This is a genomic window from Kitasatospora sp. UYEF31 (genome assembly GCF_057291755.1).
The window spans coordinates 1-23809 of record NZ_JBXAWK010000078.1; the positions used below are offsets into that span (position 1 = coordinate 1).

Sequence of the window (23809 nt, forward strand, 5' to 3'; positions counted from 1 at the left end):
TCGCGGCGAAGCCCAGGCGGGCACGGGCGTCCTGGGAGCTGCGCCACAGCCATCCGGCGATGGCCGCGTAGGACTTGGCACCCGCGATCACCGCCACCTGCGCGGCGAGCAGGACCAGCGGCAGTGGCCAGCGCCGGCCCGGCGGTTCCGGGAGTCGAACACTTCCGGATCATCGCCGGTGGTCACGGAGTGTGAGCAGATGAATGCGGCAGGATACGAAATGGCCGAAGTTCCGTTCTTCGCAGGCGAGTTGGCACTCTGTCCTGCTCCAACGGGACTTCGGCTCTTCAGGTCACGGTGCCCCTGACCAGCAACTTCCCCAGGTCATCCGAACTTGCATCAGCCCTGCGTACAGCGCGACCAAGGGGTCGACGGTAAGGGCGAGCGGCGGCAGTTCGCTTCCGCTCGCGGACATCACGGTGTTGAACAGGGCCGCAACCCCGATCCCCAGACCAAAACCGACGATCCCACACGCCAGCCCCAGAGCCGCCGCCCCAGATAAATCATCCGAGATACCTGCCGGTACGTGGCACCGATGGCACGCAGAAGGGTGATTTCTCGAGTGCGCTGTGCGACCGCCATGTTGAAAGTGTTGGCAATCAGGAAGGCGGAAATGAACATTGCCAACGCGGCGAATGCCAACAGGATCTGTTTGACTGATGCGCTGTCCACTTTCGCTCGCTCAGTGGCATCCTGGGCGAGTTGATCAGCCGTGTCCATTGTCGCACCATTGGGCAGCAGTGGCCGAATGGCATTGGCGAGCGCGGTCGGCGAAGAATTGTCCGCCGCCCGTACGGTGATGACATCAAATCAATTCCCGACATCACTTTCGTCACGGAAAAACTGCCGGGCGGTGGCGGCATCGAAAGCGATGAAGAGAGCCCCGTTGCCTCGCGGTTGTCGGTGGTGGTGAAAATTCCGGCAATCCTGGCCTGGATCACTTTTCCATTGAGCGCGATCCACGCCATGTCGTTCACGGAATAGCCCGCCTTGTCGGCGGCGCGCCGACTGATGGCCACCTCCAGCGCGCCGTGTGGGGCTTTGCCTTCGACAAGCGGCTGGAGCGAGTCCTGGCCGTTGTCGCCCGGCTCATAGTTCACGCCGATGGAGTCCGCAGAGCTTCGCTTGACGACCTTGCGGTTCTTGTCGAGCAGGAAGACATCGGTGTTCTCCAGGTAGCCCCGTGCCGATGCTGCCGCGGGTAGGGCGCGGATGCTGTCCGGAAATTTCTGATCGAGGTTCCCTTCCGGGGCGTGTCCTTGAGTTTCCTCCGGATCCCCGGTGCTCTGGATTTTCTCGATCTTGACAGAAATTCCCTGATTCATGGTCGATGTCTGCTTGTCGTACGCCGTACGTACCGAATCCCCGAAAATCAGCGCCCCGGCTACAAACGAGTTGACACCACCGAGAGACTCAAGACGATGGTGATAGCCGTCAACACCAGACGAAGTTTATTGGCTGCCAGATTTCGCAGTGAGATACGCAGCATCAGCTCTGGCGTATTTCGGCGCGGGGGCTGTTTTGCGAGTCGAACCGTTTCATTCGTTCCAACACCGCTTCCACCGTCGGGTCCGGCATTTCGTCGATGATCCGGCCGTCGGAAAGGAACAGGACCCGATTAGCGTAGGACGCGGCCACCGGGTCGTGGGTCACGATAACGACCGTCTGGCCGGCCTCGACGACCGAGTTCCTGAGGAACCGCAGCACCTCGGCACCCGAGTGGGAATCGAGGTTGCCTGTGGGCTCGTCCGCGAAAATGATGTCCGGTCGGGTGGCATGGGCGCGGGCCACCCGCTGCTGCTGGCCGCCGGACAGCTGAGTCGGGCGGTGGCCGAGCCGGTCCGCAAGACCCGCCGCGGCGATGACCTTCGCCAGCCATTCAGGGTCGGGTTTGCGGCCCGCGATATCCAGGGGAAGTGTGATGTTCTCCAGCGCTGTCAGTGTTGGCAGCAAATTGAACGCCTGAAAAATGAAACCGATCCGATCCCTGCGCAGTCGAGTAAGCTCATCGTCACTCAATTGGCCCAGATCGGTGTCACTGATTCTCGCTGACCCGGCACTGATCGAGTCCAGCCCTGCCAGGCAGTGCATGAGTGTGGATTTACCGGAGCCCGAAGGCCCCATGATCGCTACAAACTCGCCCCGCTGAAAGCGGACCGATACCTCGTTCAGCGTAACGACTCGGTTCTCTCCCGCGTCGTAGATTCTGCCCAGCCCTTCGGCCTCCGCAGTAACTCCAGCCGTCGGGGAGGGCGCAGAGCCCTGAGTTACTGACATGATATCCCTTGGATGGAAGAGAAGCGTATAGGCCAGATCGGCATCCTTTAAACGTATTTATTGCAAGGATCTAACAGGTGTGCAACCGTTGGCGAAGCTGTGAACAAGTTCCGAACCGGGAGAGACCTCTGTGGCAAACGAGAACCGATCCTCGTCTCGCTTTTTATCTCCTGCTGGCCCGAACCGCGGTTCCCGAAATCCATCGGTCGCCGTGGTGGCCATGCTGGTAACCGCGGGACTCGGCGTAGTGTTTATTGGCGTCGCATTCTTTTACGCCTGGTTCGCCGCCTTGGTGTCCGTGCTCACCGTACGGAGCTCAGGCAAGCAGTGAGGAGGCACGACGGCGAGGCCATCGCCCTCGTGCCTCCTCGTCATGAAGACGCCGTGCCCGCGCATGGAGGCCCCTATCGCCAGGGGCGCAGTGCACGCAGGAGGCAAGTCCTCCATCCATTCGCGCATGTTCCGGACTCAAGGATGCCCCTGTGACGACCGCTCCTCTTCTGCTCCCTGCCCCGCCGGTTGTTCCCACTCCGGGAGCGGTACGCACCCGGATCCTGATCACCCTGCTCGCAGCCGCTCCCGCCGTGGTGCTCCGCTTGACGGGCACCGAAGTGGGAGCCGTCACCGGCATGCTGGTCTTCGGCCTGGGGGTGCTGGCCGCCGCGCTGCTGTTGATGTGGGCGGCGGAGACCGCGCGGGCGGACATCTCCGGTGCGCTGGCCCTCGCGCTGCTGGCCTTCATCGCCGTGCTCCCGGAGTACGCGGTAGATCTGTATTTCGCCTACAGCGCCGGCACCGTGCCGGAGAACGCCGCATACGCCGCCGCGAACATGACGGGTGCCAACCGACTCCTCATCGGGGTGGGGTGGCCGCTGGTCGCCGGCGCGGGCTACCTCGCGGCCCGGCGGGCACTTCGCCGGGCCGGGGACGACGCCGCGCCGCAGCAAAAGGACATCACCCTCCAGCCACACCGGCGGATCGACATCGGCTTCCTGGCCGTCGCGGCGATCTTCGCCTTCATCATGCCCTTCACCCGGGAGATCGCCTGGTACGTACCGGTCTTCCTTGTTCCTTGGTACGTCTACTACCTGTGGCGTATCGGCCGGTGCAGTAGCGAACAGGTCGAGGAGTTCGTCGGCGTCCCTGCCCGGCTCGCCCAACTGACCACGTCCAGAAGGCGTTTCACCACCGCGGCGCTGTTCATCGCAGCCGCAACAGTGATCTTCATGTCGGCGGAGCCGTTCGCCAATTCCCTGGTGAACGCGGGCGATTCCCTGGGCATCGACCGCTTTCTCCTCGTCCAGTGGCTGGCGCCCCTTGCCACCGAGGCCCCTGAGTTGATTGTCGCCGTGGTCTTCGCCTGGAGGCTGCGCGGCGACGACGGACTGGGCACGTTGCTGTCCAGCAAGGTCAACCAGTGGACTCTCCTGGTGGGTCTGCTGCCCGTCGCCTACATGCTCGGCGGCGGCAGCGGCAGCGGGCTTCCCCTCGTCGAGCGCCAGGTCGACGAAGTGGCCCTGACCGCCGCTCAGACGGTTCTCGCGGTCGTCGTCCTCCTCGATCTCCGGTTCCGTGTCTGGGAGGCAGTCGGGCTCTTCGCCCTCTTCGCCGTCCAGTTCCTGCTACCCGACGAGAGTTCCCGCCAGGTCCTCACCTACGTCTACCTCGCCGTGGCCGTGGTGTTCCTCGTTCCCCGGTGGCGGTACCTCGCGCCCTCCCTCCGGGCCATCGGCGGACGGGTGCCGGGCGACCCGCACTGAGCCTCACGACCGGGTGCACCAGCCGGCGGGCCCCCGCGACACCGGCTACGGCGCCCTGGCGCGTCAGCGAAGCAGCCGAGCTTCGCGGGGGCCAGGTGGGAGGCTGCTATCTCAGGAGCCACTTCCTGGTAAGCCCCAGCACGTCCGCGCGGCTGTGCGCGCCGTGGTCGGCGGCGATGAAGTGGTTGCCGATCCGCAGGGAGAAGGCGAGCATGCAGCGGACCTCCACGTCGTCCGGGTCGGCGCAGAACGAGCCGAACAATGAGCGCAGGTACTCCATGCGCCGGTTGTCGGCGTGGCGCAGCCGCCGTGCGACGGCCTCGTCGCGCCTGGCCCAGTCGCGGATCGCGAGGTCGGCGGTGGTGCCCGTCAGCGGACTGTCGCCGGACGCGGCGATCGTGAACAGCCGCTCCAGTTTGGCCCTGGCGTCCCCGCCGCCGCTCTCGACCCGCTCGATCACCGCCTCGGTGACCGCGCGCTCCCACACGTCGAGCATCTCGGTGAGCAGCGCGCCCCGGTTGGCGAAGTACCCGTAGAAGCCGCCCTTGCTGACGCCGAGCGCCTGCGCCAGCGACTCGATCCGGACGGCCTCCGGGCCGCCGGCGGAGAGCGCCCGCAGTCCCTCCTCGATCCATTTGCCGCGAGGTGTGCGGGTCGCGCCCATGGTGTGTCTCCTCTCATGCCTCCCTTTATCTATACGGGGGCGTATAGATGGGTCTAGCCTCGATCTGTACGGCATCGTATAGATAGGAGCCCGGTCATGAGACTCAGCAAAACCGCGCACACCTCCCGTCCCTGGCGGATCCACGAGATCACCCGCGACTTCCACGTCGAGGACGTTTGGGCGCTGCCGACACCCGGCGGCCCCGACGACCTCGCGCTCCTGGTGCGCCAGTTCGCGAACGGCGGTGGAGAGGGCCGGGGCGACGGAGCCCACGTCTCCTCGGCGGTGCCGCGCCTGCTCTTCGCGGCCCGCTGGAAGCTCGGGGGACTGCTCGGCTGGGACAAGCCCGACGGCGGCATCGGCACCCGGGTGCGGACGCTGCGGGACCGGCTGCCCGCGGACCTGCGCGAGGGCCCCCGGGGCCCCGACTTCCGTGCGGTCCCGTTCACCTCCGTCTACCAGGCGCACGACGAGTGGGCGGCCGAAATAGCCAACCGGACCATGCACGGGGTGATGCACATCGGCTGGGTCCCGGACGGGGCCGGCGGCTATTGCGGCCAGATGGCCGTCCTGGTGAAGCCGAACGGCCTGCTCGGCGCCGCGTACATGGCGGGCATCAAGCCCTTCCGGTACCTGGGGGTGTATCCGGCGCTGCTCCGGGCGATCGGACGCCAGTGGCAGGCGGGTGCCGCCGCAAGGAGCGCGGGGTAACCGGGCGGACGTCGGCACCTGCCGCGGCGGATCAGAAATTCCACCGGCACGCGGCGGTCAGGCGCAGTACGGCATTCCGGTCCGGCCGCTCCTCCGGCCGCTCTTCCATACGCCACCGCATGTGAGTCCCGACACATTCGAGTGTCGGTGGTTGCGCATTGTTCCTGGTGATGAAGGAGGAGAGGCTTTAGTTGATCAATAAGGTGACCTTTGTGGGGTTTGGTAAGACTTTAGCCATGTGACCATGGTTCGGTCGGGTTCGGGGCCCGACCGGACGGACCAACCTCCACCAGGTGAACCGTGCGTTCCGCGTACGGAACTGCGCGCTGCCCTGACACCAGCGCGGACACGGCCGGCCAACACCCCTGACCGACCGATCTGCGATGGACCCCATGACCGGCACCACCCTGCTTCCGCGCGCCTCCGCACCAGTCGACACGTCACCAGTCGACACGTCACCGGTCGACACGTCACCGGTCGACACGTCACCGACCGGAACCGCGCCGACCGGAACCGCTGTCCTCCCGCGCCCCCGCCGCCCGGTCGACGTGGTGTCGGTGCCGACGCGCAAGCCCAGGCCCGCCGAACACCTCCGGCTGCGGCCGATGCCCGACCGGAAGCGCTCTCTCCCCGCCGCCGACGGAACCCGGATGCGCATCACCGCACTGGTCCCGGCGCACAACGAGGAAGCCCAGATAGCCGAGACGGTCGGATCCCTGCTCGGCCAGATACGGCCGCCCGAGCGGATCATCGTCATCGCCGACAACTGCTCCGACCGGACCGTCGAGATCGCCCGCGGCCTGGGCGTCGAGGTCTACGAAACGGTCGACAACAAGCACAAGAAGGCCGGCGGCCTGAACCAGGTCATCGACCGGCTGCTCCCGGGCCTGGACGCGGACGACGCGCTCCTGGTCATGGACGCCGACTCCACCCTCGCCCCCGAGTTCCTCAGTCACAGCCTGAAGTTGCTGGCCACCGGCAGGTACGCGGCCGTCGGCGGCACGTTCACCGGCAAGCCCGGCGGCGGGTTCGTCGGCATGCTGCAGCGCAACGAGTACGCCAGGTACGTCCGCGACGTCAACCGCCTCCAGGGCCAGGCGCTCGTCCTCACCGGCACCGCGACGCTGTTCCGCGCGCTCACCCTGCACGAGGTCGTCGAAGCCCGCCGTACGGGTGAACTCCCGGGCGGCGCCCACGTGTACGACACGCGGGTCCTGACCGAGGACAACGAACTCACCCTCGCCATCCTGCACCGCGGGCTGCGGATCGTCTGCCCGCCGCCGTGCACGCTCCAGACGGAGGTCATGGGCACGTGGCGCGAACTGTTCAACCAGCGTCTGCGCTGGAAGCGCGGTGCCCTGGAGAACCTTGGCGACTACGGCTGGACGCGCATCACCCGGGCCTACTGGGGGCGTCAACTCCTTTCATTCATCGGCCTGTTGGTGATCTGCGTCTACCTCAGCTCGGTCGTGTACTCGCTCGTCGTCGACGGCGGCCTCACGCTGCGCCCGCTGTGGCTGGCCGTGACCGTGGTCTTCGCGGCCGAACGCTGCGTGACGGTACGTCAGCGCGGTCCCGCGCAGATGTTCCTCGGCGCGTTGATCTTCGTCGAGATGGTCTTCGACCTCTTTCTCCAAGCAGCGCAGGGCAAGGCCTTCTGGGACTCGCTCCGTAACAAGAAAAGGAATTGGTGACCCGCATGTACAACGTCAGTACCGGAGCCGCAGCCGCGGGGACCGCGGGGTCCCTGGCCGCCACGGGGCTCAACGCCGCCTGGGCCTTCGTGGCCGCGTTCACGCTGCTCAGTGCGGGCCTGGCGCTCAAGCGGCTCGTCCCGGCGCGCAGGCCCGCCCGCCACCGCCGCCGGTAGGCAGCCTGCGCCTGCGGGTTATCCGTACGCTGGAATAAATTGATTAAAGAATGGTGGATGTCGGAAATCGACATCTACCACTCTTCGATCCAGAACTAAAACCGCACCATCAGCAGTGCGACGGCGGGGTGATCAGGATTCCGTGGTCGGGCACGGCGTGCAGCGCCATCGGCGGGTGCACGGTCCGGCCCGCCTTGACGGTCTCCACGACGGTGATGTGCTTGATGCTCTTCGGCGGCACCGTCAGCGGGTTCGCGCTGAGAATCACCAGGTCGGCGAGCTTGCCCACCTCGATGCTGCCCTTGGTGGCTTCTTCGGAATGCTGGTAGGCCGCGTTGATGGTGATGGACTTGACCGCGTCCAGCGCCGACACCCGGTGCTGCGGGCCGATGATTTCGCCTGTCCGGGAGACCCGTGTGACCTGGCTGGACAGGATCGCGATCGAGTCGGGCAGTGCCACGGGCGCGTCGTGGTGCGCCGTGTAGACCATCTGCCGGGTTATTGCCCAGCCGGTGGGGGAGATGTTCTCCGAGCGGCTGGGGCTCGCCGCGGTCGTGGCGGCAACCGACAGGCGGCCGGTCCGGCGGCCCGCCACATCAGCAACGAATGTGTCGGGTAAGGGCATACCATCCATACGTTGTCGTATGGATGTCGGAGGTCGGAGGACCCGGAACTACAGGACCAAAGTCCCCAGGCGCGACGACGGCGCGCAGCTCCGCAGCGGGGACCGGCCAAACCTGGGCCTGTCTGGCGCAGGCGTTGACCTGGCGGCGCACTGTGGTCCGGCCGGCCCGCGCGGATTCCGCCATCCGCCACCGGCGATCATGTGGCGCTGCTCAGACCAGCGAACCGACCGAGGAGAGGCGCCACCCCATGCCCGCCGCCGACGAACTGCTCAACGCCGCCGAAGTCCGGAAACTGATCACGTGCCTGGACGGGCCGCTCCCCGCCGTGCGCGCGGCCGTCAAGACCTTCGACGGGCTCAGCCTCAGCGAACGCACCCGGGCCGTACGCGACGCTCTGCTCGCCGACCTGCCCGACGACTACCCGGCGTTCGCGGCAGTCCTCCGTACGGCCTTGGAAGATCCCGAGTTCACCGGCTGGATGATCTGGCCCGTCTCCGAAGCTCTCGCGGTGCGGGCGGTCTCCGGCGGCCGGCTTGCTGACGGACTCGACCTCATGACCGCGCTTACACCGCTGCTGACCGGGGAGTTCGCCCTCCGGACGTTCCTTGACGCAGACCTGGACGGCACGCTCGCCATCGTCCGCACGTGGACGTCCCACCCGGACGAACACGTCCGCCGCCTCGCCAGCGAGGGCACCCGGCCGCTGCTTCCGTGGGCCCGGCGCGTCCCCGCGCTGACCGCCGATCCGCACGCGGCGCTGCCTGTGCTCGACGCGCTCTACCGGGACCCGTCGGAGTACGTCCGCCGCTCCGTCGCGAACCACCTCAACGACATCAGCCGGAAAGACCCCGGGCTGGCCGTCACCACCGCGGCGCGCTGGCTGGCGCGTCCGGACGACAACACTGTCAAGGCCGTACGGCACGGCCTCCGCACCCTGGTGAAAAACGGTGACCCCGACGCGCTGCGCCTCCTCGGTTTTGTCCCGCCCGCGCAGTTGGAGGTCACGGGGCCCGTGCTGACCGCCGACAGTGTCCTGCTCGGCGGCAAACTGCCGTTCTCCATCACACTTACCAACTGCGGGGACGTGGCCGTCCGGCTTGCTGTGGACTACGTCGTCCACTACCTCAAGGCCAACGGCACGCTGGCGCCCAAGGTCTTCAAACTGACCACCCGCACCCTCGAACCCGGTGCGGTCGCTGTGATCGAACGCAGCCACGCCTTTCGGCAGTTGGCCACGCGCGTCCACTACCCCGGCGAGCACGGCATCGAGGTCCAGGTGAACGGGGCGCGGTACGGGCGGGTGGAGTTCCGGCTGGACTTCGAGGCGGGCTGAGGGCTCCACGGGTCACTGGTGGCGGTGGCGGTGGCGGTGGCGGCGACGGCGACGGCGACGGCGACGGCGACGGCGACGGCGACGGCGACGGCGACGGCGACGGCGACGGCGACGATGATGGTGTGCTGGGTGTCGGAATTCGATATTCAGCACACCATCATTCAAGCTCCGACTGGCCAAGGAATGGCCGGTCCGAGTGGGGGGGGCGCGCGGCAGGGTCGCAGGCCGTATCTGACTGACCATCAGATAGTTCGGCACAACACTCGCCCCCGAGCAGCCGAAACAGCACTGTTCGACCACTACTTACCCACCCAAAGCGGAACTCAGCACTAGCCTGGACAGGCGAACAACCGTTTCGATCGGGTGAGGGGTGGTACGGCTCCTGAAGCCGCCGGGCCGTCCGGGTCGTTGGGGTCGTTGGGTGTGGTGTGTTCAGGAGCGCTGGGGTGCGGGTTGATGCGGGTGCGCGGGTGACGCGGCGGGTGACAGCGCTCGCATTGTGGGGCGGTGTGCTGGGTGCGGTGGCGGGGCTCGGTTCCGCGTACGCCGCCCCTGTCCGTGCCCATGTGGCGGGCCCCGGGTTCGGCGTGGAGAGTGTCGTGGCGCGGGGTGTGACGTACCGGCCCTTCGACGTGGACGCCTCGCACGGGGTGGTGCACGGTCACCTGGTGACGGTGGACTTGCGTCAGCCCGGTGTGGCGTTGGACGTCCTGAACGCAGGGCACGTCTCGGCACGGGGCCCGATGTCGGGCATGGCAGGTGCGCGCGGGGCGGCGGCGGCCGTGAACGGTGACTTCTTCAACATGCTGGAGTCGCAGCATCCTGGAGTCGCGGCGACCGGGTCCGCGGTCGGTCCCGTCGTCGTGGACGGGCGTGCGGTCAAGGCCGCGGTCGGGAAGGGGCAGCGGTTCGGCTGGACGATGCCTGCGGGCACCACGACCGAGGACGTCATCGGCGAGGGTGTCGACGGCGTACTGCGGCTGGATCGCCTCGTGTTGCACGGGCAGGTGCGCGCCGCGTCGTGGTCGGTGCCGCTGCGGGGCCTGAACCAGTACGCGCTGCCCGTCGACGGTATCGGCGCGTTCACCGCCGACTGGGGTGCGGCCTCGCGGGTGCGCGCGAGCTGCGGGACCGACGATGACCGGGCGGCGCCGTGCAGTTCGCGTGTCTGCGAGGCGACAGCGCGTCAGGGCCGGATCACGGCCGTCACCGACCACGCGGGACAGGGGGTGGTTCCGGAGGGCGACGTGGTGCTGCTGGGCCGGGAGGACGGCGCCGGGCGACTGTGCTCGTTCGCGGTCGGTGATCCGGTGGAGGTCGACTACCGGCTTGAGGCCTCGGGGGGTGTGCCTTTCCGGTTCGCGCTCGGGGCGTCGCCGATGCTGCGGGACGGGCGGCCGTTCCCCGGCTTGGACACGGTCACCGCCGAGCCGCGTACCGCCGTGGGCTTCGCGGACGGCGGACGCGCGGTCCACCTGATGGCGACGGACGGCAGGGGCGGGACATCAGCCGGGCTGACGATGGGCGAACTCGCCGCGCTGATGCGGGACATCGGGTCCACCGACGCGGTGTTCCTCGACGGCGGCGGCTCCTCGACGCTGGTCGCGCGTGACCCGGCGACGGGTGCCGTCGCGGTGCGCAACAACCTCGACCAGGGCGCGGAACGCGCGGTCCCCAACGGGCTGGGGGTCTTCGCACCGCAGTAGCGGCCCGGCCTCCGGCCGGTTTGGTGTTGCGTCGGGCCGGGTGACCGTCGGGCCCCTCATCAGCGGTCAGTCGGTGCCCTCGGGCCTGGTGGCCCTGAGGCTGCTATACCGCGTCAAGCTGCTTAAGGCGGTGTCGGTCGGTCAGTCTGGAGGCCGCGGGGATCGGTGCTGCGCCTGCGAAGGAGGCGAACGCGGCGTCCGAGCGGAACCTGCCGACCTGCGACCAGCTCACCCAGCAGCCCGTTGGCAGCCACGTGCGTTGGCGGAACTGTCGGTGGTGGCGGGGACGGCACCGACGGGCGTACCAGCGCGGACCATCCCGCAGCTGACGGCCCGTCACTGTCGTCCCCGCTGACATCCATCCGGCAGGTCGCATCTCCCGGTCCGAGAGCGCGCCGGCGTCGACCGGACCGATCATCACGCGATGGATCGAGGCTGAACCTCAACAACCAAGATCAGCCGTTAAGGTCACACACCCGGTGAAGTCTCGGTTTCCTTCACGATCTTAAGATAAGCGTCCATCTTCTTTTCGTACACCTCCTTGATGGCGTCGTCGCTGTCCAATCCGGATTTCATCTTTGTTCCAAATTTCTCGTTGAACACGCTGATCGAGTTTCGCCATTCTGCTTTGACTTCTGCGCTGTCGCAGATCTTGTGGCGGTAGTGATTGAGCTTTTGCTCCTCGGTCGCCCCTGCCGGGGCTGCGTATTGACCAGCAGGGTCGAAAACTGCGCTGCGGGCAGCGTCCAGGGGGTCGCTGGTAAATTCCAGCGGTGAAATCCGGAACGCCTCATCGAGGCCCTCCAGCGTATTCAGAGGGTAGTCCTCGTTCGCGCAGATGAAATCGGCGATCTGTGCCCACTTTGACTCGTTCTCCTGAGTCTCCAGTTGCTCGATCCTTTCGGCCCGCGCCGCAGGCGACTCGTCGACCGCCGAAGCAATAGCGAGGGAGGGCAGTGTGGCCACGAATGCGGCACCGAGCAGAGTGACGAAAAGCTTACGCATGACAACCTCCAGGTTGGGATACGGGCTGGCGGAGTGCCGACCTGATTGCGGCCGTTGCGATCGAGGAGGGGAAGCCCAGTCGGTCACCATCGGCAATCGACAGGCCGAGCAGTGGGCCCCCAGGTCGAGGCGAGCACTTTGAGCTTCCATGTGATCACACACAGTTCGCGTTCGCAAGCGGAAGGTGCGGGTGAGCTCCAGGCCTGCCTGTCGCCCTCGGGCGCGTCGTCCTTGAGTTTCTCCGGCGGAGCTCCCCGCCGCGATCATCGACCGTCGCGGCCCGCGCCGGCGCAGCCTGGGCCCACCTGGCCTCCTCCCGCAGTTGGACGATCCCGAGTGCGCGCCACCATCCGGACCATGCCGCCCTCGACCGCCGCACTCCCGACGGGCAAAGCGGAAAACCTCGAAAACACCACACCCGCAAGGGCGTTGACTTCAAGCGCGCCTCGGCTTGACAGGTGATATCGCACCGCTACCACCGATTACGGGACAGAGTCGGAACGTGATAATCCCGCCCCCGGGCGTGGTGGACGAGGTCCGGGCTGTCGGGTCGCGCCGGTCCCGGCGGGCGTGCGGGCGGGCGTGCGGGCGTGCGGGCGTGGAGCCCTGCCTCGCCGCGCGTCTTTTATCCGTGTATGCGTTAAATACATACGTAATGTGATCTCGCATCTATGGAAGGCTCCGCTGTCATGCTCCCTGCTCTGCGTCTGACCGCCGCCGTGTCCCTGGCCCTGGCCGCCGGCCTCACCCTGCCCGCCACCTGGGCGCACGGCACGGCCCCGACCGCGCTTGCCGCTCTGTGCACCGCGGACCAGGAATTGGCCGCCACTGGCAACCCACAGGCCATCGACGCCTGCCACACCGCCCGCGCCGATAGCGCAGATTCACGCATCAGCCTCCATATCAGCCGGACCACCCCGTTCAACCCGAAGGAGGACATCGGGGTGGCACCGGGGAACCGCAAAGACCTGTTCACTGATCCGGGCACCCCCATCTCCCCGGCCGCCCAGGCCTCCGCCGACCAGGCCCGCGAGGCAGCCCTGGACGCCTGCGTACTGGCCGCACGCGCCGGCGGAGCCCTGTGCAACAGCGGCGTCACCGTTACCGGAGACCTCGGCAAGGCCAGCCCCGCGACCTCAGAGCAGATGACGGATTATCTCAACGTGCTGCAGGGCGGCCGGCCGCAGGACCCCCACAACGACCAGGACCTGACCCCCGCCGTACGTGACGCGAAACTCGCTGCCCTGGCCGCCCGCTACACCGCCTGCGTCGCCGCAGCGGGCGTCACCCGGGCGACACCCTGCGACCAGGGCGCCCTCCAGGCACTAACACCCGACGGACCCATTTCGGAAGACATGGAAGCCGACGTACAAGCCGCTGAGGCCGCCCTCGCCGCCTTCAAAGCCACCGACGACACCGACGCACGCAACAAAGCCGACCAGGCCGAGAGCAAAGCCACCGAAACCGCCCGCACCGCCGGCTGGATCAAATAACCCCCGCCCCACAGCCTGAGGCTGCTATACCGCGTCAGGCTGTTTGACCAATTTTGGGACGGTCAGCGTCAACCGGCTGTTCGGATCGTTCGGATCGTTCGAGAAGCTCGGATCCTTCGAGAAGCCTTGAAGAGTTGGCGGGCGATCGGGCGTTTCAGGCACCGCTGGGCGTCCCTGGACGTCTTGCCCCCGGTCGTTCGTCGGGCCACGTAGGAACGGGTGGCCGGGGCAAAGCGCATGCGGATGAGGGTGGTCGTGTGGAGCGGGCGGTGGAACACGGGGTCGAGACGTACAACGTCAACATCGCCAAGCAGCGGCCGGTCCACCCCGAGCAGCTGGCCTCGGTCATCGACGAACTCACGGCGGACGACGCCGTCTTCACCGCGGACACTGGCATGTGCTGTACGTGGAGTACGCGCTACCTCAGCCCGGCCGGCACCCCTTCAGCGGACAGCCGGTGGACCGATGACTCTGGACCGTGCGCCAAGGGACACCACACGGCACTTGGCTAAACACGCTCTGAGCAGTGAAAACGCCACCCAGCTTCACAAGCCAGAACCACGCGACCAACGAGTTATTGAACGCAGAACTCGTTGCCCTCCGGGTCCCGCATGACCCACCAGTGTCCGGCGGGTCCATGGTCCACCTCGCGGACACGGGTCGCGCTCAGGGCCTCCAGCCGGGCCACCAGTTTGTCGAGCCCGCCGGGCTCACCGTGGACATCAAGGTGGAGACGGTTCTTGCCGACCTTGCCCTCGGGTACATCCTGGAAGAGCAGCCGACGCCCCTGCCCGACGCCGCTGGTCGCATCGAACGGGTCCTCGGGGTGCCGGATCGCGGCATACCCGCGGAAGATCCTGTGACCGCCGTGCTCGACGACGGCTTCCTCGCTGATATGGCCGGCGGTCAGCAGCTGCCCGATGAGAGCGCTGGGATCGTCCACCGCGTAGCCCAGCGCCGCGGCCCAGAAGTCCGCGAGGGTGGGCGCGTTCGTACTGTCGATGACCAATTTCCAGCTCAATGTCATGTAACCAGTTATATCGGCCGTCCCGTGCGGTGCCCGGCAAGACCGGAATCCACGGTCGCCCGCGCCCACGCGCCCACGCGCCCACGCGCCCACGCGCCCACGCGCCCAGGCTCTGCCGACCAGGCAGGGCGGCAGGTCCGTCACCGGCGTGTCCCAGCCGGCGTACAGCCGTCCGTACGGAACGTCTGCCGGTAAGCCGTCGGCGGGACCCCGACCGTCGCCACCAGGTGCTGCCGCAACGAGGCGCCGGTGCCGAAGCCCGCCGCGCCCGCGACGCGGTCCACCGACAGGTCGGTCGTCTCCAGGAGGCGGCGCGCGTGCTCGACCCGCTGCCGGGTCAGCCACTGACCGGGGGTCAGGCCCACCTCGTCGCGGAAACGCCGGGTGAACGTACGGACGCTCATCCGCGCGTGGTCCGCGAGTTCGGTCAACGACAGTGGCCGGTGTAGCTGCTCCAGCGCCCAGTCGCGGGTCGCGGAGGTGGTGGCCTCCGCAGGCTCGGGCACCGGGCGTTCGATGAACTGGGCCTGGCCGCCCTCACGCCACGGCGGCACGACGCACAAGCGTGCGACCCGGTTGGCGACCTCGCTGCCGTGGTCCCGGCGCAGCAGGTGCATGCACAGGTCGATTCCGGCGGCGACGCCCGCTGCCGTGAGGACATTCCCATCGTCCACGAAGAGCACGTCCGCGTTGAGTTTGACCTTCGGGAACAGTCGCTGGAACTCCTCGGCGCCGTTCCAGTGGGTGGTCGCCGCGCGGCCGTCGAGCAGGCCGGCGGCGGCCAGAACGTACGACGCGGTGCAGATCGACACGATGCGCGCGTCGGGCCGCAGGCTGCCGAGCGCCGCGGCCAGTGGTCCGGCCAGCCAGGTCCGGTCCGCCGCGGGGGCGCAGGTGAACGGCGGGATCACCAGGGTGTCCGCCGTCTCCAGGGCCTCGGCCCCATGATGCACGGCGATGGCGAAGTCGGCGCTCGTCTGCACAGGGCCGCCGTCGAGAGTGCAGGTGATCACCTCGTACAGCGGCTCGCCGTGTTCTCCCGCCGCGGTGCCGAAGATACGTACAGGAATGCTCATTTCGAACGGATAGACGCCGTCCAGGGCCAGCACTACGACTCGATGCATGGCCAGATCCTTACACATGTTGGCTGTCCGGCCACTCGATGGGCGTCGGCCGACCGAGCAGTCTTGGTCGCACACCGCCAGCGGCAAGACGCCCGGGGTAAACCGTACGGACAAAGGATTTTGACTATGCGTGCCATCGGCCAGGACACCCTCGGCGGACCCGACGTGCTCAAGGTCGTCGAGGTGGAACGCCCGGCTCCCGGGCCTTCCGAAGTGCTCGTCCGCGTCCATGCCGCCGGGGTCAACCCGACCGACTTGTGGCACCGGGCCACCGGCGGGCTCCTGCAGGACTATCCGGTGCGGCTCGGCTGGGACGTTTCCGGGGTTGTTGAGGCCGTCGGAGTCGGTGTGACGATGTATCAGATCGGTGACGAGGTCTACGGCATGCCGAGGCTTCCGTACGCGGCGGGCGCCTACGCGGAGTTCCTGACCTCCCCGGCCCGGCATCTCGCCCGCAAGCCGGCCGGGATCTCCCACGTGCAGGCCGCGGCACTGCCGCTGGCCGGGCTCACCGCGTGGCAGTCCCTGGTGGACACCGCCGATGTGCAGCCCGGACAGCGCGTCCTGATCCACTCCGCCGCCGGTGGTGTCGGCCACCTCGCCGTACAGATCGCCAAGGCGCGCGGGGCGTATGTCATCGGCACGGCCCGCTCGGTCAAGCACGACTTCGTGCGCGGTCTTGGCGCTGACGAGGTCGTCGACTACACCCAGGTCGATTTTTCCGAGGTTGTCGGCGATGTCGATGTCGTGCTCGACACCATCGGCGGCGACTACGGGCCGCGCTCGCTCAAGACGCTGCGCCCCGGCGGCATCCTCGTCTCGATCGCCTCACTGGCCGAGGCCTATCTGGCGGACGAGGCCAGGGAGGCCGGGCTGCGGGCGGGGTTCACGATCGTCGAGCCCGACCACTCCGGGCTGAAGGAGCTCACCGCGCTGGTCGAGTCCGGCAAGCTGCGGGTGGAGATCGATACGGTGCTGCCGCTGGAGCAGGCCGCGAAGGCCCACGAGATCACTGCGACGGGGCGGACGGCCGGGAAGATCGTGCTCACTGTCATCGAGCCCGCTGTCATCGGGCCGACTGTCATCGAGTCCACTGTCATCCAGCCCACTGTCATCGGCTGAGCGGCGGGGAGTGGGTTCGCGGCAATGTGACCGTCGGGTGCGGGGCACCCGGGTTTCCGCGGTGTTCCGCACCCGACGATCACAGTGCCCGCAAGCCTTACTGCCGAGAGGGCTTACCGCCGAGCCCGCGCAGGAACTGTTTTTGGTCTTTGAGGAACCCTTCCGCGAACAGTGAGCGCGGCGCGAACAATGCGGTGAGCGTGAGCTTGAGGTCCGACCTCTCGACCGAGTCCTTGACCAACGAATGTGCCGCGTCCGGGTAGTGATGGACCGTCAGCGCGCCGCCGCCGTCCAGTTCCCGGCGGTAGACGGCCTCCGTCTCGGCGACGTCCACGTTGATGTCGTGGCCCGCGAGGACCAGATCCACCGGCACGCCGCGCAGCGCGCGCAGCTCGGCCGTCGCGTCCGCGGTGTAGTTCCTCGCGATGAAACCCCAGCGGTCCGCGGTCAGACCGCCCGGGCCGCCCAGGGTCCTGACGTACTCCGCGAACGGCGCTTGCTGGTCCAGGAGGCGGCGGGTGGTGTCGCTCCTGGCCACTTCCTTTTCCGTACGGGCCGTTGACGCTCCGTCGCGGCGCAGTTCAGCGAGCAGGTTGTAACGCCCCTGCCGCAGCCAGTTGACCGCGGGGGAGAGCGCGAGCACAAAGCTCACGCGGGTCTTCGCGGCGACCTTCGGCAGCACCCAGCCCGCCTGGCTGGCGCCCCACAGGCCGATCCGGTCGCCGTCGATGTCGGGGCGGGCGCGGGCCCAGGCGATGGCGGCGGTAGCTTCGTCGGCCCGGTCCTGCATGGACTGGCTGAGCCAGTCTGCGGGCTTGTCCCAGGACAAGGACGCGTAGCCGGCCTGGGCGTAGGCCTCCCACATGGGCTTGTAGCCGTCGTCGTGGGTGGCGTTGACGGGGCCGTCGCCGTGGATGAACACCACCAGGCCGTGTTGCTTGCGGCTGTCTCCAGGTGTGGTGAGCACGCCGTTGAGGGTGCGTCCTTCCCAGCGGATGGAAACGTGTTGTTCCTTCATGTCGTAGTTGTTCTGCCACAGCACGACGCTGGTGAGCCCGACGGCCGCGAGCAGGGCCGGGACGAGTGTCCAGACGGCGATGCGCAGCCAGCGGCGCCGGGGTTTCTTCGTGGACTGCGCGGGGTCATTTCCCAGGGTTCGAGTCACGCCAAAACTATTGCATGCCGTACGATCGTTTCCAAAGTGATAGTTTTGGATTGCCGGGGGAATGACGATGAGAGGCGGCGCAGCATGGACGGGGAAGCTTTGGACAGAGAAGCTTTGGACAGAGAAGCTTTGGACAGAGAAGCTTTGGACGGGGAAGCTTTGGCCAAGGACGCGGCGGACACCGGGCGCGTGGTCCTCCGGCGGGGCATCCCCGCCGGAGCCGGACGCCGGGCGGCCGAGCTGTACTGGGAGGCGTTCGGCCGCAAGCTCGGCCCCGCGCTGAACCCGCCGGACAAGGCGGTCGCGTTCATCACCGACCACCTCAACGCCGACCGCGCGGTGTGCGCGCTCCTCGACGGGGAACTCGTCGGCCTCGCCGGCTATCAGCACGCGGGCCGGGCGCTGACCGGCGGCTCGGCCGCCGATGTGCTGCGGGCGTACGGACATCTCAAGGGCCTGCACCGGCTCCTGATCCTCGCCCTGTTCGAACGCCGTCCGGCCGCCGGGCAGCTTGTCATGGACGGCATCGCCGTGGACCCGCGGGTGCGCGGCCGGGGCGTGGGAAGTCTGCTCATCGAGGAGGTGGCGGCTGTCGCGGCGGAGCACGGGTGCCGGGAGATCAGGCTGGACGTGATCGACACGAACCCGCGGGCCAGGGCGCTGTACGAACGACGCGGTTTCACGGCCGTACGGACCGAACAGACGCCCTACCTCCGCGGCCTGCTCGGGTTCGGGGCGGCGACGACGATGCGCCGGGCGGTAGGCCGGTGACCGGGCGTCAGGTTGCCGGACCGACTGCGGACAGGCCGTCCGCCGCTACCCCGGACGCGTCAACCGCGGCTGCTGCTGCGGCTGTGGCCGAACGGGTCGACGTGCCCACCCGCACACTCGTCCACGCACTGGTCCGCGAGGACCTGACCGTCGACGCGGGCGAACTCTACGACGTCGCCGCCATCCTCGGCATGACCGACCAGCAGGTACGCCTGTGCGTCAAACGGCTGGTGGCCGACGGCAGTTTCACCCACGAGGGCCGTGGGCGCAGAGCACACCTGCGCGCGACCGCGGAGACAGCCCGGTCCGGTTCGCTCGACATCGGATTCGTCCGGCACGCCTTCCGGCAGGACGCGGGACTCGCCCCCTGGGACGGCGTCTGGCACGTCGCCGCCTTCGCGGTGCCTGAGTCTTCGCGCGCGGCCCGGGATGCGCTGCGGGACTCAGTCGTCCACCTCGGCGGAGCCCTGCTGCAAGGCGGACTCTACGTCAGCGCGAACGCCTGGGAACCCCTCGTTGAGGCTGAAGCACGCCGTCTCGGGGTCCTCAGCGGGGTCACTTTTTTCAGTACGGTCGACTTGCGGCGCGGGGACGTGCGGGACCCCGTCGAACTGGCCGCACTGCTCTGGCCGCAGCAGGCGATCGCCGACCGGTATCTGCGGCTCAGTGCCGTCGCGCAACCCCGGTTGGACCGCCTCGGCGGTGCGGTCCCGCCGGCGGAACTGCTCACTATCGCCGTTGAGCTCGCCGCCGAATTCACCCGCGCCATAGAGCCGGACCCGCTGCTCCCACCGGAGTTGCTGCCCCGGGCCTGGGCGGGTGCTCGGGCGCGCGGGCTCCTCGCCCGTTGCTGGTCAGCGCTCGACGAGCGGTCGGGAAGCGCGGCCGGGCCGCGGATCTTCCGGCTCTACGGCGACGTCACCCGGGAAGCCGCGCGGGGGAGCGCCGGCCACGGGTGAGTTTGCGTGCGGGGTGGCAGTCAAGACCGCCACCCCGTTCCAGCCGCGGTTCATGCGAACAGCTTGCCCAGGAAGCCGGACAGATTGGCCCTGGTGCGTACGATCTGCTCGTCCACGGTGAGGGTCTCGTCGAAGCGCGCGCCTGGGGCTGCGACCTTCTTGCCCCGTACGTACAGGGAGCAGGCCAGGTCGGTGCACATGTACAGCCCGACCGAATTGCCCTCCCGGCCGGCCTTGCCCGCTTTGCCGGCCGTCATCAGTGAGACTCCGCTGCCCGGGTGTGTGGTCAGGCACAAAGAGCACATGCTGCGGTGGAGATAGCCGCGCTGCTGAGCGGGGAAGCGGAGCTCCACGCTGATGAGTTCGCCCTCGTGTTCGGTGGCGAGATAGTTGCGGCCAGGCGCCCCGGGGTCACTCCACCCCAGGAAGTCCAGGTCATCCCAGGGGCGTTCGCCGAGGTCCCGGGGGACCGCCAAACGCTTGGCCTCCCCCTTGGAGCAATTGATGAACGACGCGCGGATGTCTTGCTCAGTTACTGGCTTCATGTTCCGAAAACTAACAGCGCCCGAACCTTGGAGCAACGTATATTAGGCCCCTACCTAGATGCTCTAGGTTATGGTCCGGGGGAGGTGGCGCATGGTTCGTGCGGGTCTGACAACTGACCGGGTGGTCCAGGCGGCGGCGGAACTCGCGGACGACGTCGGGTTCGACAACATCACCGTGTCCGCGCTGGCCCGGAGCTTCGGCGTCAAGGACGCCAGCCTCTACTCCCACATCAAGAACGTCTCAGACCTCCGGGCGCGGATCGCGCTCCTCGCCGCCGGTGAGATGATCGACCGCATCGCCGCCGCGGTCGCCGGCCGGTCAGGCAAGGACGCCCTGACCGCGTTCGCCAACGCCTACCGGACTTACGCGCTGAACCACCCGGGCCGCTACGCATCGACCCACATCCAGCTCGACCCCACCGTCACCGCCGAGTCCGCCGCCTACCACCGCACCGCCGAGATCACCTACGCGATGCTGCGCGCCTACGGGCTGGACGAGCCGGACCTCACCGACGCGGTGCGCCTGCTGCGCAGCACCTTCCACGGTTACATCAGCCTCGAAGTCAGTGGCGGGTTCGGGCACCCGCGCGCCGTCCAGGCGTCCTGGGAGCGGGCCGTCGACGCGCTGCACGTCGCACTGGAGCACTGGCCGTCCTGAGTGTGTGTCAGTCCCGCTGCCGCTCGTTCACTGTGCTCAGGACAGGCCGGGGAGCCCCACCAGTAGGCGCCTCCGCTGTCACGGTCTTGGGCTTTCCGGGGCGGGTTCCGCCCCGGCGGAGTCGGTGAAGAGCGGGCCGGGGGTGTAGCGCCCGGTGTCCGCTTCCGTCACCAGCCAGCCCTGGTCCGCCAGCAGACGCAGTGCCTCGGAGACCGGAGTGCCGTGTTGCCAGCCGAGGGTCAGCGCGAGTTCGTCCCGGGACGGAAATCGACCATAGAGCGTACGGAAATGCTCGACGCGTTCGCAGATCGACCAGCCCCGGTCCTGCACCAGCCGCTCGGCCCGCTCCGCCTGCGTAGTGGGCATGCCCGTATGCCAGACCCTGGTCCGGTGCGGGTCGGTGGCCCGGAGCTGGGTGGACTGCCCGGCCGGCAGTGCCGACGGCGGTTTTGCCGCACCACCGGCAGGAGGAGCTTTGAGCGGCGCCAACTGCTGGGCGCTTTCGCCCAGGTGAACCCGTACGCGCCCGTCTTCGACCGTGGCACCGTCGGTGAGGAACCCCGTGTCCGCGAGGACGGACACGATTGCGGTTGGTCCTTCAGCCGGTTCAGGGAGCGCGCAGAACGCGGCCAGCGCACCGGCGGGGACGTCGATCCGGCCGCCCGGTTCGGCGTGCGCCGCGAGATACAGCGCCGCGAGGCGCACCTCCGCAGGCTGTTTGCGCAGCTTCTTGTGCCCGAGGGCCTTCGAACCCCACCCCGAGATCCGCGTACGGGGCTGTTTGCCCAACCGCAGCGGATTGTCGGCGAAATCGGGCACGGTGACGCTGCCCGGGTCCTTCGGGTCGGCCGCGAGAAGCGCTTCGACGTCGGCACCCAGCCAGCCCGAGGCGACCAACGCGTCCAGGGTCGTCCGGGGGTCGTCCAGGCGCAGGCCGCCGAGGTCCTGCGGGCCGAGCCTGGCGGTTCCCGTGCGGGCTGCGCGGACCGCGCACATCCAGGCGAGGATCCTGCCCTGCGGCCCGGGTCCGGCGGGGGCGCGCGCGGCGATCAGGTCCATCAGCTGCCGGGCGTCGAGTGCCTGCGAGGCTGTCAGGGCACCGGAGTTCGTGCCCGCCGCGGGCTTGACGCGCTCGGGAAGCCGCACGGTCGGCACGGGGTCCTGCGGACGAGGCCGCGGCCGGGACTGCTGGTGTGCGCCGGCCGGGGGGTGGTCGGCATCTGTGGTTCGGGCTGGAGCCTGGGCGACGATGCGGACGCCCCACAGCCCAGCGGAGCGCGGCGGGGCCGCACTCTGCGCGGAGGCCGGGTTTGGTTTCGACATCCTGACTCCTCGACAGGTCCGGGCTGTCACATTCTGCAACGAGACCGTTTCATATCTTGGAGGTCACCGTCCGGAGATTCCGAATCCGCACCCGAAAGTGCGCGCACCGGAACCCGTTACCCCACTTCTTGTCGGCCCGCTGCCGCAGGGCTGCGCTTCTTCAGCGACCGCACTCGGCCAGTGTCAGCCGGCGGCGGCCACCGGCAGCGAGCGCGGCCCGTGCGGCGGGCACGGGGCCGGCATTGTCACAGCTGGGGCAGGCGACCTCGGGGGAGAAGACCGCGGCATGGCAAATGCGGCGGCAGTGAACGCCTGACCACGGCCACCGGGTCTCGGCCGCTGCTTTGCGGCCGGCCGGTGAGCTGAGGGCTCCGGAGCCGGGTATTTTCAGCTTGGCTTCCGCGTCGGCGCCTCAGCTGTCGGCCAGGGTGCGGTCGAGGAGGGGGAGCAGCCGGTCCCAGTGCCGCTGCAGACCGGAGGGGTTGAAGGCGTCGGTGTCGGACATGGTGAAGCCGTGGACGGTGCCGGGGTAGATCTCGGTGGTGTAGCCGACACCTGCGGCGTCCAGGGCCTGGTTGAGCTCACTGACGGTCTCGGGCGACATGTCGTTTTCGGACAGGCCGAGGTGGACCTGGGCGGTGAGCCCGGGGAAGAGACGGTGCGGACTGTCGGGCGCGTCGGTGACCAGGAAGCCGGGGTGGAACACGGCGACGGCCGCCACCTGGTCGGGGTGGGCCGCTGCGGTGCGCATCGCCCAGGCGCCGCCCGCCGCCGTCGGGGAAGGCGGCGAAAGCGTCGGCCTGGCCGTCCCCGGTGGGAATCCACAGCATCTTGGTGGGCAAGGTCTTCCTTCCTTGGAGTTCACTCGATCAACGTTTGCCGCACTGTTTGTTGCACTAACGTTCTCGGTGCGAGTGAACGTATATCGTTAGTTGGACTAACGCAATGGGCAGGATTGGCGCCATGATCAGAACCGAAGCCGCGGACGTGCCCGACGACGGCGCGCTCAAGACACCCGACAGGCTGCGCCGACGGACGAGCCGGCTGTTGTCGCAGTTGTCCGTGCGGTCGGACCGGCTGATAACCGCGGGGCTGGCCCAGGCCGACGCCCGCAAGTGGCACTACGCCGCGCTCGCCTCCCTGCAGGATTTCGGGCCGGGCAGCCAAGCGGCGCTGAGCGGGCGCACCGGCATCTACCGCAGCGACATGGTCGGCGTGCTCAACGAACTGGTCGAGCGTGACCTCATCGAGCGGGCACCGGATCCCGACGACCGGCGCCGCAACATCATCACGATCTCCGCCAAAGGCCGCCGTCACCTACGCAGCCTCGACAAGGTCCTGGACGACCTCCACGACGAACTGCTCGCGCCGCTGAGTCCGGCCGAACGCGACCAGTTCGCGCGGTTGCTCACCCGCTTGCTGGACCACCACGCCCCGGCCTCCTGACCCCGAGCAGTCGCATCCGGCATCAACGCGGGGATCGAGGCGACTGTCTACGAAGGGCACCGGAACGCCGCGGACGGATTTCCCCTGGCGGAACTGGATCGCCGCTTACGACCTGGGTCTGAATAACGATTGAGGCGTTTTCCTGCGCCAACGACAAGAGCCGCGCGAGCTTGTGATGTGTGACGATCAACTGGGCCCGCGCGGCCCTCACCCATCCTGTCTTC

General features: G+C 68.1%; 24 protein-coding genes and 1 pseudogene. 13 read left to right on the plus strand and 12 right to left on the minus strand.

The features are described 5' to 3' along the window. Nucleotides 1–414 precede the first annotated feature (414 nt). The 3 genes from AC0Z36_RS26675 to AC0Z36_RS26685 form a co-directional block, all read right to left on the minus strand. Entirely contained in the window at nt 415–621 is a 207-nt protein-coding gene (locus AC0Z36_RS26675) for an FtsX-like permease family protein (RefSeq protein ID WP_485465640.1), read from the minus strand. Continuing rightward, on the minus strand, nt 600–1325 hold the full coding sequence (locus AC0Z36_RS26680) for a hypothetical protein (RefSeq protein WP_485465617.1): 726 nt from the start codon (nt 1323–1325) through the stop codon (nt 600–602). Before AC0Z36_RS26680 ends, AC0Z36_RS26675 begins: the two co-directional genes overlap by 22 nt. A 163-nt stretch (nt 1326–1488) precedes the next feature. Then, on the minus strand, nt 1489–2277 hold the full coding sequence (locus AC0Z36_RS26685; protein ID WP_485465618.1) for an ABC transporter ATP-binding protein: 789 nt from the start codon (nt 2275–2277) through the stop codon (nt 1489–1491). Between the two features lie 482 nt (nt 2278–2759). Here AC0Z36_RS26685 and AC0Z36_RS26690 point away from each other — a divergent pair, with 482 nt between their 5' ends. Next, complete coding sequence (locus AC0Z36_RS26690) at nt 2760–4037, plus strand: hypothetical protein (RefSeq protein WP_485465619.1); 1278 nt, start codon at nt 2760–2762, stop codon at nt 4035–4037. Nucleotides 4038–4143: 106 nt separating this feature from the next. On the opposite strand, the gene AC0Z36_RS26695 is transcribed toward AC0Z36_RS26690, so the two are convergent. After that, nucleotides 4144–4701 (minus strand): TetR/AcrR family transcriptional regulator, encoded by a 558-nt coding sequence (locus AC0Z36_RS26695; protein WP_485465620.1) that lies wholly within the window; start codon nt 4699–4701, stop codon nt 4144–4146. 96 nt (nt 4702–4797) lie between these two features. On the opposite strand from AC0Z36_RS26695, the gene AC0Z36_RS26700 reads away from it, so the two are divergent. From AC0Z36_RS26700 to AC0Z36_RS26710, 3 genes are all read left to right on the plus strand, one after another. Further along, complete coding sequence (locus AC0Z36_RS26700; RefSeq protein ID WP_485465621.1) at nt 4798–5412, plus strand: DUF2867 domain-containing protein; 615 nt, start codon at nt 4798–4800, stop codon at nt 5410–5412. A gap of 392 nt (nt 5413–5804) precedes the next feature. Continuing rightward, nucleotides 5805–7106: a glycosyltransferase family 2 protein gene (locus tag AC0Z36_RS26705; protein WP_485465622.1), complete on the plus strand. Its 1302-nt coding sequence runs from the start codon at nt 5805–5807 to the stop codon at nt 7104–7106. Between the two features lie 5 nt (nt 7107–7111). Continuing rightward, nucleotides 7112–7282: a hypothetical protein gene (locus AC0Z36_RS26710; protein WP_485465623.1), complete on the plus strand. Its 171-nt coding sequence runs from the start codon at nt 7112–7114 to the stop codon at nt 7280–7282. Between the two features lie 109 nt (nt 7283–7391). Here AC0Z36_RS26710 and AC0Z36_RS26715 read toward each other — a convergent pair whose 3' ends face one another. Further along, nucleotides 7392–7907: an amidohydrolase family protein gene (locus tag AC0Z36_RS26715; RefSeq protein ID WP_485465624.1), complete on the minus strand. Its 516-nt coding sequence runs from the start codon at nt 7905–7907 to the stop codon at nt 7392–7394. 248 nt (nt 7908–8155) lie between these two features. Between AC0Z36_RS26715 and AC0Z36_RS26720 the strand changes: the two genes are divergently transcribed. Then, nucleotides 8156–9241, plus strand: a complete 1086-nt coding sequence (locus tag AC0Z36_RS26720) for a DNA alkylation repair protein (protein ID WP_485465625.1) — start codon at nt 8156–8158, stop codon at nt 9239–9241. Nucleotides 9242–9723: 482 nt separating this feature from the next. Continuing rightward, the gene (locus AC0Z36_RS26725) at nt 9724–10947 is read left to right on the plus strand and encodes a phosphodiester glycosidase family protein (RefSeq protein ID WP_485465626.1); all 1224 of its coding nucleotides are present in this window, start codon (nt 9724–9726) and stop codon (nt 10945–10947) included. A gap of 468 nt (nt 10948–11415) precedes the next feature. Here AC0Z36_RS26725 and AC0Z36_RS26730 read toward each other — a convergent pair whose 3' ends face one another. After that, a complete protein-coding gene (locus tag AC0Z36_RS26730) occupies nt 11416–11952 on the minus strand; it encodes a hypothetical protein (RefSeq protein ID WP_485465627.1) in 537 nt (178 codons plus the stop codon). Between the two features lie 689 nt (nt 11953–12641). Here AC0Z36_RS26730 and AC0Z36_RS26735 point away from each other — a divergent pair. Beyond that, nucleotides 12642–13445 carry a hypothetical protein gene (locus AC0Z36_RS26735; protein ID WP_485465628.1) on the plus strand — a complete coding sequence of 268 codons (804 nt, stop codon included), beginning with the start codon at nt 12642–12644 and terminating at the stop codon, nt 13443–13445. A 269-nt stretch (nt 13446–13714) separates the two neighbouring features. Continuing rightward, nucleotides 13715–13957 carry a hypothetical protein gene (locus AC0Z36_RS26740; RefSeq protein ID WP_485465629.1) on the plus strand — a complete coding sequence of 81 codons (243 nt, stop codon included), beginning with the start codon at nt 13715–13717 and terminating at the stop codon, nt 13955–13957. A gap of 62 nt (nt 13958–14019) precedes the next feature. On the opposite strand, the gene AC0Z36_RS26745 is transcribed toward AC0Z36_RS26740, so the two are convergent. Next, nucleotides 14020–14472: a VOC family protein gene (locus AC0Z36_RS26745; protein ID WP_485465630.1), complete on the minus strand. Its 453-nt coding sequence runs from the start codon at nt 14470–14472 to the stop codon at nt 14020–14022. Nucleotides 14473–14612: 140 nt separating this feature from the next. After that, the gene (locus tag AC0Z36_RS26750; RefSeq protein ID WP_485465631.1) at nt 14613–15596 is read right to left on the minus strand and encodes a GlxA family transcriptional regulator; all 984 of its coding nucleotides are present in this window, start codon (nt 15594–15596) and stop codon (nt 14613–14615) included. A gap of 126 nt (nt 15597–15722) precedes the next feature. On the opposite strand from AC0Z36_RS26750, the gene AC0Z36_RS26755 reads away from it, so the two are divergent. Next, nucleotides 15723–16718 (plus strand): NADP-dependent oxidoreductase, encoded by a 996-nt coding sequence (locus AC0Z36_RS26755; protein WP_485465632.1) that lies wholly within the window; start codon nt 15723–15725, stop codon nt 16716–16718. 97 nt (nt 16719–16815) lie between these two features. On the opposite strand, the gene AC0Z36_RS26760 is transcribed toward AC0Z36_RS26755, so the two are convergent. Beyond that, on the minus strand, nt 16816–17883 hold the full coding sequence (locus tag AC0Z36_RS26760) for an alpha/beta hydrolase family protein (protein WP_485465633.1): 1068 nt from the start codon (nt 17881–17883) through the stop codon (nt 16816–16818). A 144-nt stretch (nt 17884–18027) separates the two neighbouring features. Between AC0Z36_RS26760 and AC0Z36_RS26765 the strand changes: the two genes are divergently transcribed. After that, the gene (locus tag AC0Z36_RS26765) at nt 18028–18654 is read left to right on the plus strand and encodes a GNAT family N-acetyltransferase (RefSeq protein ID WP_485465634.1); all 627 of its coding nucleotides are present in this window, start codon (nt 18028–18030) and stop codon (nt 18652–18654) included. An 83-nt stretch (nt 18655–18737) separates the two neighbouring features. Continuing rightward, nucleotides 18738–19613 (plus strand): PaaX family transcriptional regulator C-terminal domain-containing protein, encoded by an 876-nt coding sequence (locus tag AC0Z36_RS26770; protein ID WP_485465635.1) that lies wholly within the window; start codon nt 18738–18740, stop codon nt 19611–19613. A gap of 50 nt (nt 19614–19663) precedes the next feature. Here the strand turns inward: AC0Z36_RS26770 and AC0Z36_RS26775 are convergent, their stop codons facing one another. Next, nucleotides 19664–20158, minus strand: a complete 495-nt coding sequence (locus AC0Z36_RS26775; protein WP_485465636.1) for an FBP domain-containing protein — start codon at nt 20156–20158, stop codon at nt 19664–19666. A 91-nt stretch (nt 20159–20249) separates the two neighbouring features. On the opposite strand from AC0Z36_RS26775, the gene AC0Z36_RS26780 reads away from it, so the two are divergent. Next, complete coding sequence (locus AC0Z36_RS26780; protein ID WP_485465637.1) at nt 20250–20816, plus strand: TetR/AcrR family transcriptional regulator; 567 nt, start codon at nt 20250–20252, stop codon at nt 20814–20816. Nucleotides 20817–20894: 78 nt separating this feature from the next. On the opposite strand, the gene AC0Z36_RS26785 is transcribed toward AC0Z36_RS26780, so the two are convergent. Together AC0Z36_RS26785 and AC0Z36_RS26790 are read right to left on the minus strand one after the other, a co-directional pair. Further along, nucleotides 20895–22139 (minus strand): hypothetical protein, encoded by a 1245-nt coding sequence (locus tag AC0Z36_RS26785; protein WP_485465638.1) that lies wholly within the window; start codon nt 22137–22139, stop codon nt 20895–20897. Between the two features lie 412 nt (nt 22140–22551). Beyond that, nucleotides 22552–22905, minus strand: a pseudogene (locus AC0Z36_RS26790) (dienelactone hydrolase family protein); the annotation flags it as partial. Between the two features lie 197 nt (nt 22906–23102). Here AC0Z36_RS26790 and AC0Z36_RS26795 point away from each other — a divergent pair. Then, nucleotides 23103–23585 carry a MarR family winged helix-turn-helix transcriptional regulator gene (locus AC0Z36_RS26795; RefSeq protein ID WP_485465639.1) on the plus strand — a complete coding sequence of 161 codons (483 nt, stop codon included), beginning with the start codon at nt 23103–23105 and terminating at the stop codon, nt 23583–23585. Nucleotides 23586–23809: the final 224 nt, after the last annotated feature.

What these genes read in the sequence shown, in the direction of transcription:
- AC0Z36_RS26780 (WP_485465637.1), top strand. Translation starts at nt 20,250, where the DNA reads ATGGTTCGTGCGGGTCTGACAACTGACCGGGTGGTCCAGGCGGCGGCG.
- AC0Z36_RS26715 (WP_485465624.1), bottom strand. Translation starts at nt 7,907, where the DNA reads ATGCCCTTACCCGACACATTCGTTGCTGATGTGGCGGGCCGCCGGACC.
- AC0Z36_RS26695 (WP_485465620.1), bottom strand. Translation starts at nt 4,701, where the DNA reads ATGGGCGCGACCCGCACACCTCGCGGCAAATGGATCGAGGAGGGACTG.
- AC0Z36_RS26795 (WP_485465639.1), top strand. Translation starts at nt 23,103, where the DNA reads ATGATCAGAACCGAAGCCGCGGACGTGCCCGACGACGGCGCGCTCAAG.
- AC0Z36_RS26680 (WP_485465617.1), bottom strand. Translation starts at nt 1,325, where the DNA reads ATGAATCAGGGAATTTCTGTCAAGATCGAGAAAATCCAGAGCACCGGG.
- AC0Z36_RS26785 (WP_485465638.1), bottom strand. Translation starts at nt 22,139, where the DNA reads ATGTCGAAACCAAACCCGGCCTCCGCGCAGAGTGCGGCCCCGCCGCGC.
- AC0Z36_RS26710 (WP_485465623.1), top strand. Translation starts at nt 7,112, where the DNA reads ATGTACAACGTCAGTACCGGAGCCGCAGCCGCGGGGACCGCGGGGTCC.
- AC0Z36_RS26750 (WP_485465631.1), bottom strand. Translation starts at nt 15,596, where the DNA reads ATGCATCGAGTCGTAGTGCTGGCCCTGGACGGCGTCTATCCGTTCGAA.
- AC0Z36_RS26705 (WP_485465622.1), top strand. Translation starts at nt 5,805, where the DNA reads ATGACCGGCACCACCCTGCTTCCGCGCGCCTCCGCACCAGTCGACACG.
- AC0Z36_RS26700 (WP_485465621.1), top strand. Translation starts at nt 4,798, where the DNA reads ATGAGACTCAGCAAAACCGCGCACACCTCCCGTCCCTGGCGGATCCAC.
- AC0Z36_RS26735 (WP_485465628.1), top strand. Translation starts at nt 12,642, where the DNA reads ATGCTCCCTGCTCTGCGTCTGACCGCCGCCGTGTCCCTGGCCCTGGCC.
- AC0Z36_RS26675 (WP_485465640.1), bottom strand. Translation starts at nt 621, where the DNA reads ATGTTCATTTCCGCCTTCCTGATTGCCAACACTTTCAACATGGCGGTC.
- AC0Z36_RS26745 (WP_485465630.1), bottom strand. Translation starts at nt 14,472, where the DNA reads ATGACATTGAGCTGGAAATTGGTCATCGACAGTACGAACGCGCCCACC.
- AC0Z36_RS26775 (WP_485465636.1), bottom strand. Translation starts at nt 20,158, where the DNA reads ATGAAGCCAGTAACTGAGCAAGACATCCGCGCGTCGTTCATCAATTGC.
- AC0Z36_RS26685 (WP_485465618.1), bottom strand. Translation starts at nt 2,277, where the DNA reads ATGTCAGTAACTCAGGGCTCTGCGCCCTCCCCGACGGCTGGAGTTACT.
- AC0Z36_RS26730 (WP_485465627.1), bottom strand. Translation starts at nt 11,952, where the DNA reads ATGCGTAAGCTTTTCGTCACTCTGCTCGGTGCCGCATTCGTGGCCACA.
- AC0Z36_RS26720 (WP_485465625.1), top strand. Translation starts at nt 8,156, where the DNA reads ATGCCCGCCGCCGACGAACTGCTCAACGCCGCCGAAGTCCGGAAACTG.
- AC0Z36_RS26755 (WP_485465632.1), top strand. Translation starts at nt 15,723, where the DNA reads ATGCGTGCCATCGGCCAGGACACCCTCGGCGGACCCGACGTGCTCAAG.